The sequence below is a fragment of the Rhodovulum sp. BSW8 genome, assembly GCF_003314725.1.
Classification (GTDB): domain Bacteria; phylum Pseudomonadota; class Alphaproteobacteria; order Rhodobacterales; family Rhodobacteraceae; genus Rhodovulum; species Rhodovulum visakhapatnamense.
On record NZ_QNVX01000049.1, the window covers coordinates 39,922 to 51,619 of the forward strand.

The 11,698-nt window shown below is 69.1% G+C and carries 10 protein-coding genes; 3 read left to right on the forward strand and 7 right to left on the reverse strand.

The features are described from left to right. Positions 1-47: 47 nt before the first annotated feature. The 5 genes from DSD19_RS17225 to DSD19_RS17245 form a co-directional block, all read right to left on the reverse strand. Entirely contained in the window at positions 48-1,412 is a 1,365-nt protein-coding gene (locus tag DSD19_RS17225) for a glutamine synthetase family protein (RefSeq protein ID WP_113670492.1), read from the reverse strand. A 145-nt stretch (positions 1,413-1,557) separates the two neighbouring features. Continuing rightward, positions 1,558-2,877 (reverse strand): aspartate aminotransferase family protein, encoded by a 1,320-nt coding sequence (locus DSD19_RS17230; RefSeq protein ID WP_113670493.1) that lies wholly within the window; start codon positions 2,875-2,877, stop codon positions 1,558-1,560. Between the two features lie 184 nt (positions 2,878-3,061). Further along, on the reverse strand, positions 3,062-4,780 hold the full coding sequence (gene metG / locus DSD19_RS17235) for a methionine--tRNA ligase (protein WP_113670494.1): 1,719 nt from the start codon (positions 4,778-4,780) through the stop codon (positions 3,062-3,064). A gap of 96 nt (positions 4,781-4,876) precedes the next feature. After that, on the reverse strand, positions 4,877-5,632 hold the full coding sequence (locus DSD19_RS17240) for an SDR family NAD(P)-dependent oxidoreductase (RefSeq protein WP_113670495.1): 756 nt from the start codon (positions 5,630-5,632) through the stop codon (positions 4,877-4,879). A 163-nt stretch (positions 5,633-5,795) separates the two neighbouring features. Next, the gene (locus DSD19_RS17245; protein ID WP_243628090.1) at positions 5,796-6,437 is read right to left on the reverse strand and encodes an ImuA family protein; all 642 of its coding nucleotides are present in this window, start codon (positions 6,435-6,437) and stop codon (positions 5,796-5,798) included. Positions 6,438-6,759: 322 nt separating this feature from the next. Here DSD19_RS17245 and DSD19_RS17250 point away from each other — a divergent pair, with 322 nt between their 5' ends. Continuing rightward, positions 6,760-7,803 carry an aldo/keto reductase gene (locus tag DSD19_RS17250; RefSeq protein WP_113670496.1) on the forward strand — a complete coding sequence of 348 codons (1,044 nt, stop codon included), beginning with the start codon at positions 6,760-6,762 and terminating at the stop codon, positions 7,801-7,803. Positions 7,804-7,989: 186 nt separating this feature from the next. Next, positions 7,990-9,441, forward strand: coding sequence for a carnitine 3-dehydrogenase (locus DSD19_RS17255; RefSeq protein WP_075785517.1), 1,452 nt, complete (start codon positions 7,990-7,992; stop codon positions 9,439-9,441). A 13-nt stretch (positions 9,442-9,454) separates the two neighbouring features. Here DSD19_RS17255 and DSD19_RS17260 read toward each other — a convergent pair whose 3' ends face one another. Then, a complete protein-coding gene (locus DSD19_RS17260; protein ID WP_113670497.1) occupies positions 9,455-10,165 on the reverse strand; it encodes an NUDIX hydrolase in 711 nt (236 codons plus the stop codon). Beyond that, positions 10,123-10,503, reverse strand: coding sequence for a DUF983 domain-containing protein (locus DSD19_RS17265; RefSeq protein ID WP_113670498.1), 381 nt, complete (start codon positions 10,501-10,503; stop codon positions 10,123-10,125). The genes DSD19_RS17260 and DSD19_RS17265 overlap by 43 nt, the downstream gene beginning before the upstream one ends. Before the next feature lie 233 nt (positions 10,504-10,736). Between DSD19_RS17265 and DSD19_RS17270 the strand changes: the two genes are divergently transcribed. After that, on the forward strand, positions 10,737-11,663 hold the full coding sequence (locus DSD19_RS17270; RefSeq protein ID WP_113670499.1) for an EF-hand domain-containing protein: 927 nt from the start codon (positions 10,737-10,739) through the stop codon (positions 11,661-11,663). The last annotated feature ends 35 nt before the right edge of the window (positions 11,664-11,698 follow it).

Sequence of the window (11,698 nt, forward strand, 5' to 3'; positions counted from 1 at the left end):
CCTGTCCGCGCCAAGGGCCGATCTTCGTTGGAGGCGGTCCGGGCGCATCAGGCGCGCTCGAAGCCGCGGGCGAGTTCCCAGTCGGTCACCGCCATGTCGAAGGCTTCCTGTTCGACCTCGGCGGCGCGGGTGTAGTGGTCGACGACGAAATCGCCCATCGCCGCGCGCAGCATGGCCGAGGCGCGGAGCGTTTCCGTCGCCTCGCGCAGGGTGCGCGGAATTTCCGGCACGTCGGCGCTTTCGTAGATGTCGCCCCGGGTGGGCGGGGCCAGGTCCAGCTTTTCCTCGATGCCCCTGAGCCCGGCGGCCAGCAGGGCTGCCAGCGCCAGATAGGGGTTGATGTCGGACCCGGCGATCCGGCATTCGATCCGCACGCCGGGGGTGTTCTCGCCGCACAGCCGGAACCCGGCGGTGCGATTGTCGACCGACCAGACCGTCTTCGTCGGCGCGAAGGTGCCCTTGACGAAGCGCTTGTAGCTGTTGACGTAGGGCGCGAGGAACACGGTCAGATCGGCGGCATATCTGATCTGGCCCGCCACGTACTGGCGCATCAGCCCGGACATGCCGTGATCGGCGCCCTTCTCGAAAAACGCGTTCCGGCCGTCCTTCCACAGCGACTGGTGCACATGGGCGGCGCTGCCGACCCGGTCCTTGTGCCATTTCGGCAGGAAGGTCACGGCATGCCCCTGGGCCCAGGCGATCTCCTTGGTCGCGTGCTTGGCGATGGTGTGGTAATCGGCCGCCAGCAGGGCCGGGCCGTACTTGATGTTCAGCTCTTCCTGCCCGGCCTCGGCCTCGCCCTTCGAGTTCTCGACCGGGATGCCCGCGGCCCACAGATGGTTGCGCAGGGGCCGCATCACCGCCTCTTCCTTGGTGGTCTGGAAGATGTTGTAGTCCTCGTTATAGGCGCTGATCGGCGTCAGGTCGCGAAAGCCCGAGGCCGCGATCTCGCGCAGGCTCTTCTCGAAGAGGAAGAATTCAAGCTCGGTCGCCATGACCGGGGTCAGGCCCATCGCCTCGGCCCGCGCGACCTGCGTTTTCAGCACCTGGCGGGGCGCATGGGGCACGGGGTCGTGGCTGTGATGATCGAGCAGGTCGCACAGCACCAGCGCCGTCCCGTCCAGCCAGGGCACCGGGCGGATCGTGTCGAGGTCGGGCTTCATCACGTAGTCGCCATAGCCCGCGCGCCAGGAGGTCGAGGCATAGCCGTCGGGCGTTGCCATTTCCAGATCGGTGGCCAGCAGGTAGTTGCAGCAATGGGTCTCTTCCCAGGCGCTGTCGACGAAATGCTGCGCGACGAAGCGCTTGCCCATCAGCCGACCCTGCATGTCGATCAGGCAAACCAGAACCGTGTCGATCCCGCCCTCGGCCACGGCCCTCTTCAACGCGTCGAAACTCATCTGGCCGGGCATCGGGTGGTCTCCTGTTGTTGGGTGTCGGACCGGTGTCCGTTATCGGGCGGCTTTGCCATCCCGTTCTTTTCTCTGCCTTCCGGTGAAGATCAGAATGCGCCGGATTTCAAGCTCGTCTTTGGGACAGGGGTCCCGGCGCGGCGGGTCACAGCGCCGCTGTCAGGGCCGATTTCAACTTATCCGCGATCTCCGATACATGGGTGTCGTCCAGGATGAAGGGCGGGGCCAGCAGCACATGATCGCCCCGCCGCCCGTCGACCGTGCCGCCCATCGGATAGCAGAGCAGCCCGGCCTCGAAGGCGGCGGCCTTCAGCCGCGCATGGACCCGAAGGTCTGGCGCAAAGGGGCGGCGGCTGGCGCGGTCCGCGACCAGTTCGAGCCCGAGGAGAAGCCCGCGCCCGCGAATGTCGCCGATATGGGGATGCTCGGCGAAGGCCGCGCGCAGGGCCGCGTCGAGCCTGTCGCCCATGATCCGCGCCCGGTCGACCAGTCCGTCCCGGGTCAACCGGGTCAGCACCGCCAGCGCCGCGGCGGCGACGGTCGGATGGCCCATATAGGTATGGCCGTGCTGGAAGAAGCCGCTGCCCGCCTCGATGGCGTCATGGATGCGACCGGTACACAGCATCGCGCCCACCGGCTGATAGCCCGCCCCCAGCCCCTTGGCGATGGCGGCGATGTCGGGGGCGATGCCGTCCTGTTCGCAGGCGAAAAGCGTCCCTGTCCGGCCCATGCCGCACATCACCTCGTCGAGGATCAGCAGCACCCCGTGGCGGTCGCAGATCTCGCGGATGCGGCGGAAATAGCCCGGAACCGCCGGAACCGCGCCCAGCGTCGCGCCCACGACCGGCTCGGCGACGAAGGCCATCACCGTCTCGGGGCCGAGCCGCTCGATCTCGGTGTCCAGCTCGTCCGCCACGCGCAGCCCATAGGCCTCGTCGCTTTCTCCCTCGGCCCGGCCGCGATAGGCATAACAGGGTGCGATATGGGTGGTCTCGACCAGCAGGGGCGCGAAGGCCGCGCGCCGTCCAGCGTTGCCGCCCGTCGCCAGCGCCCCCAGCGTGGTGCCGTGATAGCTCTGGCGCCGGGCAATCACCCGGTGGCGCCCGGGCTGGCCGGTTTCCAGCATGTATTGCCGCGCGAGCTTCAGCGCCGCCTCCATCGCCTCGGACCCGCCCGAGACCAGACAGACCCGGTCGATCCCCGCAGGCGCATGGGCGATCAGCAGATCGGCCAGCCGCTCGGCGGGCTCCGAGGTGAAAAAGCCGGTATGGGCGAAAGCGACCCGGTCGAGCTGGGCCTTGATCGCGGCGATGACCGCCGGGTCGGAATGGCCAAGGCACGAGACCGCAGCCCCGCCCGAGGCATCGAGATAGCGCTTGCCGCTCCGGTCGATGAGATAGACGCCCTCGCCGCGGTCGACCATGGGCCGGACCGCGCCCGGAGCACGGGGGATGAGACGAGACATGGGCCCCTCCGGACAGACGAGTCGCCTGGTGCGGCGCCTCTGTCCGAACTGAACCAGAGCCTGCCCGTCCTGAAAACGCTCAAGTGGGCCGAACCGTCCCGATAGGGGAAAGGGACCCGACGGTCCCTTCTTCTTGGCTCAAATACCCATCTTCAGACGCTGGCCCAGGGGCGGGCCGCCGGGGTCAGCCGCGCTGGCCGGCAAAGCGCGCCTGCCAGTCCTCGCGCTCTTCGTCCGAGATCTTGCGGAACAGCATCTCGGGGGTGGTGAAGGCCTGACCGGGGGCGAGCCGCTCCATCGCATGGGTCATCTGGGCGGGCCAGGTGTCGTCCTCGCAGCCCATCGCGTCCATCATCGCCTTCGCGGCATCGGGGATGAAGGGTGCGGACAGCACCGCGTAAAGCCGGATCAGGTTCAGCGAAAAGCGGATGATCGCCGCCGCCTGATCGGGATCTTCCTTGTAGACCGACCAGGGCGCGGCCGATTGCAGGTATTCGTTGCCCGCGACCCAGATCGCGCGCAGCTCGGCCGCGGCCTTGCGGATCTCCATCGCCTCCATATGCGCGTCATAGGCGCGGATGCGGATATAGAGATCGTCGTTCAGTTCCTGCTCGCGGTCGCCATAGCTGCCGCCCTCGGGCACCACCTCGCCGAATTTCGACCGGCAGAACTTGGTCACGCGGCTGACAAAATTGCCCAGAACGTCGGCCAGGTCCTTGTTCACGGAGGCCTGGAAATTCTCCCAGGTGAATTCGCTGTCCGAGCTTTCGGGGGCGTGCGACAGCAGCCACCAGCGCCAGTAATCGGCAGGCAGGATCGACAGCGCCTGATCCATGAACACGCCACGCCCCTGGCTGGTCGAGAACTGGCCGCCATCGTAGTTCAGGTAGTTGAAGGACTTGATGTAGTCGACCAGCTTCCAGGGATCGCGCGAGCCCATGATCGTCGCCGGGAAGCTCAGCGTATGGAAGGGCACGTTGTCCTTGCCCATGAACTGGACATAGCGCACGTCCCCGGCGCCCTCGTCGAGCCGCCACCAGCGCCGCCAGTCGGCCTCGGGGCGGCCGTTCTTCTCGGCCCATTCGGCCGAGGCCGCGATATATTCGATGGGGGCATCGAACCAGACATAGAAGACCTTGCCCTCCATGCCGGGCCAGTCTGCCTCGCCCTTCTTCACCGGGATGCCCCAGTTCAGATCGCGGGTGATGCCGCGGTCCTGCAGCCCGTCGCCGTCATTCAGCCATTTCTTCGCGATCGAGGTGGTCAGCACCGGCCAGTCGGTCTTGCTGTCGATCCAGGCCTCGAGATCGCCCCTCAGCGAGCGCTGCTTGAGATACAGGTGCTTGGTCTCGCGCACCTCCAGATCGGTGGACCCCGAGATCGCCGAGCGCGGGTTGATCAGGTCGGTCGGGTCAAGCTGCTTGGTGCAGTTCTCGCACTGGTCGCCGCGCGCCTTCTCGTAGCCGCAATTGGGGCAGGTGCCCTCGATATAGCGGTCGGGCAGGAAGCGACCGTCGGCATTGGAATAGACCTGACGTTCGCTGACTTCCTCGATCAGCCCGTTCTCGGCCAGACGGCCTGCGAAATACTGGGTCAGCCTGTGGTTCTGCGGGCTCGACGAGCGGCCGAAATGGTCGAAGGACAGCCGGAAGCCGCGCGCCAGATCCGCCTGCACCTCGTGCATCTCGGCGCAGTAGTCCGCCACCGGCTTGCCGGCCTTGGCCGCGGCCAGTTCGGCGGGGGTGCCATGTTCGTCGGTGGCGCAGAGGAACAGGACCTCATGGCCGCGGGCGCGGCAGTAGCGGGCGTAAAGATCGGCCGGAAGCTGGCTGCCGACGAGGTTGCCCAGGTGCTTGATCCCGTTGATATAGGGGATCGCCGAGGTGATCAGGATGCGTGCCATCTGCCGTTGCCTTCTTGCCGGATCTTGAGGCCCGTTTATCGCGCCATGCGCCCGAGGGCCAGAGCCTCGTGGGGCTCTGGCGCGGCCTTTGGGGCCCTATTGCGCGGTATATCCGCCATCGGCCAGGTGATAGCTGCCGGTGACAAAGCTCGCGCGGTCCGACAGAAGGAAGGCCACCAGCCCCGAAATCTCGTCCGACCGGCCCATCCGCCCGACCGGATGCAGTGCCGTCACCCGGGCCTGGGTCTCGGCGTCGAGCCCGTCATCGATCATCGGCGTCCGGACGAAGGCGGGGCCGACCGCGTTGATGCGGATGCCGCGCGTTGCATAGGCCAGAGCCGCCGATTTCGTCAGGCCCAGCAGCGCGTGCTTGGCCGCGACATAGGCGGGGGCCGTGGCCATGCCGACGCTGCCAAGGATCGAGCTCATGTTGACCACGGCGCCGCCGCCCGAGGACTCGATCGCGGGCAGGCCGAAGCGCAGGCCGTAGAAGACCCCGTTGAGGTTGGTGTCGATGACCTCGCGCCAGCCGTCCAGCGGATAGGCCCCGATATCGGCCGAGGGCCCCGAGATGCCGGCATTGTTGACCAGCAGGTGCAGCCCGCCGGTGGTCTCGACGGTACGCGCGACCAGCGCCTCGACGGCGCCCGGATCGGACACGTCGCAGGGCATGGCATAGGCCTTGCCGCCCGCCGCGGCGATCCGGTCGACCACCGGCGTCAGCTTCGAGGCCGTGCGCGCGGCCAGGCAGACCGTGGCCCCCGAGGCGGCCAGCTCGCAGGCGATGGCGGCGCCGATCCCGGTGCTGCCGCCGGTGACCAGAGCGATTTTCCCGTCGAAGCGGATTTCCATTTTCTTTCCTCCGGTTGCGCGCGATCCCCGGTCGAGATCGGGACCGGGGCAGGGCGGCGCAAGCCGGGGTGCGCTCGGGTCGCAGGGGGACACGCGCGCACAGGCATCCGCAGACACAGGCATCAGCAGACACAGGCATCCGCAGAGTCGGGCATCCGTAGAGTCAGGCGCCAGCCGTTTCGGGCTCCAGCAGGGCGGGGTCCAGCGACAGGCGGCCGTCCGCGTCCCGGCTCAGCCGCCAGGCGCGGGGCGGGTCCAGCCGGGCGCGGCGGCGTTCCAGATGCCAGGCGGTGACGCCGGGGCCGTGGCGCGAGGCCATGTGCCAGCGGGTCTCGACCCCGGCGGCGCCACCCGACCCGGTCGAGAGGATCAGCCCCAGCGGCGCGCAGCGGCCGAGGCTTGCGCCGGTCTCGGCCGCCAGATGCAGCCGCCGGACCGGGGTCAGCGGCGGCGGCGCGGGCAGTTCGGCCACCACCACCGGCACGACGCCCGCGCGCAGCGCCTCTTCCATGCACCACAGCAGGTCTTCGGCCCGCTTGGGCGTGGCCTGGATCAGCCGCCCCGGCTCGATCCATTCGGCCACGCTGTCGGGATAAAGCCGTCCGGGCGCCCAGGCGGGCACGATCCAGAGCACCGGCCCCTCGGTCGCGGCGGCCAGCAGCAAGGCCAGCGCATGGCGGGACGATCCCGTCAGTTCATGGGCGCGCGCCAGCGGCAGCGACAGCGCGCCAAGCGCGGTCAGCGCCGGGCGGGGGCGGCCCGTGCGGAACGCCTCGGAGGCAAGCGAAAGCGGGGAACCGGACATGGCGAAACTCTATGATGTTCTTTATATGTTCTCAACACGTTTTCTCCAGCATGCCAGCGGACCGATCTGCTAGAGTAACGGCGCGAACAGGGAGGACCGGGCCTGCGGCATGCCATCGGAAAGTCCGTTCGGCCGGGACGGGACAGGGGGTGTCGTGTCGGCCATGCCCTTGCGGCCGAGGCCGCGCCCGTGCCGGGGGTCGGTCCGGCGGCCGGGGCGTTGCCGCTTTCGCTCCGGACTACCGATCACGGCCAAATCCGCCTTGCACCCGGCGGGCGGCAGGATACCCTCCCTTCCAGATCGAAACGAGGAACAGAAGACCATGAGAAAAGTGAAGCTGGGCCGGACCGGCCTGGATGTGTCCTGCCTGTGCCTGGGAACGATGACCTGGGGCAGCCAGAACGACCAGGACGAGGCCCATGCCCAGATCGACCTCGCCTATGAGACGGGCGTGCATTTCATGGACACCGCCGAGATGTATCCGGTGGCGCCGGTCCTGGCCGAAACCGTCGGGCGCACCGAAAGGATCATCGGCAACTGGTTCCGGGATACCGGCCGCCGCAAGGACTGGATCGTCGCCACCAAGATGACCGGCGAGGGCCTGAAGGCGGTGCGCGAGGGCGAGCCGATCTGCCGCAAGTCCCTGATCACCGCGGTCGAGGGGTCGCTTCGGCGGCTGCGCACCGACTATATCGACCTTTACCAGCTGCACTGGCCGAACCGCGGGTCCTACCATTTCCGCAAGAACTGGCGCTACGACCCCTCGCATCAGGACCGTGCCGCGACCCTTGCGCATATGCACGAGGTGCTCGAGACGCTGGACGGGCTGGTCAAGGCGGGCAAGATCCGCCATTTCGGCCTGTCGAACGAAAGCGCCTGGGGCATGGCGCAATGGCTGCGTCTGGCTGAGGACAAGGGCCTGCCGCGGGCCGAGACGCTTCAGAACGAATATTCGCTGCTCTGCCGACTGTACGACACCGATCTGGCCGAACTCGGTGTCAACGAGGACGTCACGCTGCTGGCCTACAGCCCGCTGGCCGCGGGCCTTCTCAGCGGCAAATATGCGGGCGATGTCACGCCCGAGGGGTCGCGCCGGTCGCGCAGCCCCGATCTTGGCGGCCGGATCACGCCCCGGGTCTGGGAGGCGGTGTCGGGCTATCTGGCGATTGCCAAGGCGCATGGGCTCGATCCGGTGCAGATGGCCATCGCCTTCGTGGCCAGCCGTCCCTTCCCGGTGATCCCGATTATAGGCGCCACCTCGACCGCGCAGCTGGAAACCGCGCTGGGCGCGGCCGACCTCACCCTGTCGCCCGAGGTCGAGGCCGAGATCGCGGCGATGCACAAGGCCTATCCGTTGCCCTTCTGACGCGATCGCCTCTCGCCGGTCCGTTGCATCTCTGGCACGGCCGGCATCCATCGCGCGCGTCCTTCCCTTCGGCCCTTGCCCCCGCGGGCGGGGGGGACATTATGGGCGCTGCGGATGGGGGAAATGCATGAACGTTCAGACGGATCGCGGGCCGGGGCGGGGCCTTGCCAGGACGGGCGGAAGACCGTGACCGGTGCCGTGGCCATACTGGGCGCCGGGGTCGTGGGTGCGGGCTGGGCCGCGCGCTTTGCCCTGATGGGCTGGACCGTGCGCGTCTTCGACCCCGACCCCGAGGCGGCCGGGCGTGTGGCTGCGGTGCTGGACAATGCCCGCCGCGCACTGCCGGGCCTGTCGGACCGCCCCTTGCCCGCCGAGGGCGCGGTGATCCAGGCTGCCACCATCTCGCAGGCGGTGTCGGGCGCGGACTGGATCCAGGAAAGCGTGCCCGAGCGGCTCGATCTCAAGCGCACGCTTTATCAGAAGGTGCAGGAGCACGCGGCCGACGAGGCGATCATCGCCTCCTCGACCGCAGGTTTCACGCCCACCGCGCTTTACGGGCAAAGCGCCCGGCGCTGTCAGATCCTGGTCGCGCATCCGTTCAACCCGGTCTATCTGCTGCCGCTGGTCGAGCTGGTCGTGGCCGAAGACACGCCCGGCTGGGCGCTCGACCGCGCGCATGAGGTGCTGCGCGGCATCGGCATGATGCCCCTTCCGGTCCGGCGCGAGATCGACGGCCATATCGCCGACCGGCTGATGGAGGCGGTCTGGCGCGAGGCGCTGTGGCTCGTGCATGACGGGGTCGCGACCACGGCCGAGATCGACGACGCGGTGCGGATGGGCTTCGGGTTGAACTGGGCGCAGATGGGGCCGTTCGAATCCGCGCTGCTTGCGGGCGGCGCGGCCGGGGTCGACGAGGTGGTGTCGCGGATCGGGCCGGGGCTCGATCTGCCGCGCACCCATCTGACCGAGATGCCCGAGGCGACCGAGGCGCTGGCCCGCACCGTGGCCGAACAGACCGGCGCGCAGGCGGGCGACCGGCCGCTGGAAGAGCTGGAACAGGTGCGCGACAAGAACCTGGTCGCGGTGCTGCGCGCGTTGAAATGGGCGGGCTGGGGCGCGGGCGCGCATCTGCGCGGCTTCGATGCGCGCCTCGACGGCGGCGAGATCGACCTGGCCGGGCCGATCCGCACCGTGGCGCGGACCGTGCCGCTGGACTGGACCGACTATAACGGCCACATGACCGAGCCGCGCTACATGCAGGTCTTTTCCGACGCGACCGACCGGATGATGGAACTGGTCGGCTGCGACGCGGCCTATGTCGCGGGCGGGGCAAGCTTTTTCACAGCCGAATCCCATATCCGCCATCTGGCCGAGGCCAGGGTCGGCGACGCGCTTCGGGTCGAAAGCCTGTGCCTGGGGGCGGGCGGGCGCAAGATGCATCTGTTCCACCGGCTGTTCTCGGACGGCCGCGAGATCGCCACCGGCGAGGCGCTGCTGGTGCATGTCAGCCTCGAGACCCGGCAGGCCTCGGAGCCCGGGCCGGATGTCGCCCGCCGGATGTCCGAGATCGCCAGCGCCCATGCAACCCTGCCCCGCCCCGAGGGCATCGGCCGCGCGGTCGGGCAGAAACCGGGCTGACGCAAGGGCTGGCTCAGGCCAGCCGCTGGAACCGCGAGACACTGTCGCGATTGTCGAAGAACGGCACGCTGGCCGGGGGCAGGCCGCCCCGGATCAGCTGGCTGACCTCGGCCAGCACCACCTCGGTGATGAAGGGCAGGTTGAACCGGCGCACCTCGGCCAGCGGGATCCATTGCAACTGGCTGAGCTCGTCCTCGGCGCGCGAGAAATCGTCGGGGTCGCTGGCCAGCGCCTCGGCCTCGACCAGGAAGAACCGCGCGTCGAACCGGCGCGGCCGCCCCGGCGGGGTGATCGCGCGGAAGATGAAGTGAAAGCCTTCGGGCGAGGGCAGGTGGCCCGAGGCGGCGAAGCCGCGCCAGCCCTTCGGCGCCGGGCCCGGCCAGGCCCCCGGGCGCCCGAGGATCAACCCGGTCTCTTCCCAGAGCTCGCGGATCGCGGCCGCCGCCAGCGCCCCGGCCAGCGCCGGATCGGCCTCGGCCGTCAGCCGCCGGGCACAGGCGGGCGACAGCGGGCAGGCCAGCGGCACGTCCCGGTCGGCCGCGTCGACCGCGCCACCCGGAAACACCACCTTGTTGGGCATGAAGGCAGCACTTTCGCCGCGCTGGCCCATCAGCACGCGCGGGCCGGTCGCGGCATCGCGCACCACGATCACCGTGGCCGCGTCGCGGATCGGTTGGTCGTCTATTCCGCCGGATGGCCGAAGCCGTGCATCCGTTTCGCCCATTGCAGCGCCACCATTACTCCTGTCAGTCGGGGCAGAAGGTATAGGGCAAGCGCGACGCAGCCAACGGAAAAGACCGAGGTCAGCACCAGCGGGTCGGGCCGGAATGCCGTCACCGCCCCCGCCACCAGAGGGGCGGTCAGCAAGCCCACGATCAGCACCGTCAGATAGGCCGGGCCGTCGTCGGAGTGATGGTGGTGCAATTCCTCCATGCAGACCGGGCAGTGTTCGCGCACCGTGAGATAGTCCGACAGCATCGGGCCTGCGCCGCAATTCGGGCAGCGCTTGCACCAGCCGCGCAGAACGGCCGCACCAAGGGGCCTGGCATGAGATCCCATCATGTCCTGTTTCCGTGTGTCCCAACCGCACGCCGTCCCCGGGCGCGCTGGTCTGAACCTAGTCAAGCATGGAACGGTTAAAAAGATGGCCGTCTGTCCTTGCGGCGGGATGTCGCAAAACGCCGCCGGGCGGCGCGACTCGGGGCGCTGCGACGGAAACCGGCGCGGGCCCCGTAAGAGACGAGGAAGGCGGGCGGCACGGGGTCGTCCGGAAGCAACGACCGAAGGAGACCGAGATGGCATGGACTGTGACGAAGATGTCGACCGCGGCGCTGGCGATCGGGACGGCGGCGATCCTGGGGCTGGCCGGGCCGGCGATGGCGCAACAGGGGCCGGGGACCGACGCCGGGGCCGAAGCGAGTGCAGGGGCAGGGGCAGGGGCTGGCGCGGGCCGTCAGGGCAGGATGTTCGACCGCATGGATGCCAATGACGACGGCACGATCTCGCTTGAGGAATTCACCGCCCGCGCGCGGACCCGCTTTGCCGATCTCGATACCGACGGCGACGGCAAGATTTCCGCAGAGGAAGCGCAAAAGCTCGGTCCGGCCGGGCGTCATGCGCGGGCGGCCGGCCAGGGCGTCGGTCAGGGCGGCGGTCAGGGTGGCGGTCAGGGCGGGGCGGGCTGTGGCATGCAGCCCGGTGGCGGCGGCCAGGGAATGCAGGGCATGCCCGGCGGCCACGGCATGCATCGCGGCGCCGGGATGCAGGGCGGCTGCGGCATGAACCACGGAATGGGCCCTGGAATGGGCCCTGGAATGGGAATGGGCCAGGCTATGGGGCCGGGTATGGGCCAGGGCATGGGCATGCCCGGGGCCTGTGGCGGGCGCGGTGCCGGGACGCAGGGGCCGGGGCCGATGGGCGGCGGCTACGGCATGTTCGGCGGGCTCGAGGGCACCGGGCCGATGGGCTATGGCGGCTTCGGCGATCCGACGCTCAGCCCCGAGGACCGCGCCGAGCGGGCCCAGCGGCTGGTCGACATGATGGATGCCGATGGCGACGGCCTGCTCAGCCCCGAGGAACTGGCCCAGCGGCCGGGGCCGGCGATGATGTTCAACCGGATCGACGCCGATGGCGACGGCGTGCTGACGCAGGAGGAATTCGAGACCGCTCTGGAAAAGTTCCGCAGCTTCATGCGCGACCAGCGTCAGGCCCCCGCGCAGTAAGGCGTTGATGCGGCGCGGGCGGGGCGAACCCGCCC

What these genes read in the sequence shown, in the direction of transcription:
- DSD19_RS17225 (WP_113670492.1), bottom strand. Translation starts at nt 1,412, where the DNA reads ATGCCCGGCCAGATGAGTTTCGACGCGTTGAAGAGGGCCGTGGCCGAG.
- DSD19_RS17240 (WP_113670495.1), bottom strand. Translation starts at nt 5,632, where the DNA reads ATGGAAATCCGCTTCGACGGGAAAATCGCTCTGGTCACCGGCGGCAGC.
- metG (WP_113670494.1), bottom strand. Translation starts at nt 4,780, where the DNA reads ATGGCACGCATCCTGATCACCTCGGCGATCCCCTATATCAACGGGATC.
- DSD19_RS17265 (WP_113670498.1), bottom strand. Translation starts at nt 10,503, where the DNA reads ATGATGGGATCTCATGCCAGGCCCCTTGGTGCGGCCGTTCTGCGCGGC.
- DSD19_RS17270 (WP_113670499.1), top strand. Translation starts at nt 10,737, where the DNA reads ATGGCATGGACTGTGACGAAGATGTCGACCGCGGCGCTGGCGATCGGG.
- DSD19_RS17260 (WP_113670497.1), bottom strand. Translation starts at nt 10,165, where the DNA reads ATGGGCGAAACGGATGCACGGCTTCGGCCATCCGGCGGAATAGACGAC.
- DSD19_RS17230 (WP_113670493.1), bottom strand. Translation starts at nt 2,877, where the DNA reads ATGTCTCGTCTCATCCCCCGTGCTCCGGGCGCGGTCCGGCCCATGGTC.
- DSD19_RS17245 (WP_243628090.1), bottom strand. Translation starts at nt 6,437, where the DNA reads ATGTCCGGTTCCCCGCTTTCGCTTGCCTCCGAGGCGTTCCGCACGGGC.
- DSD19_RS17250 (WP_113670496.1), top strand. Translation starts at nt 6,760, where the DNA reads ATGAGAAAAGTGAAGCTGGGCCGGACCGGCCTGGATGTGTCCTGCCTG.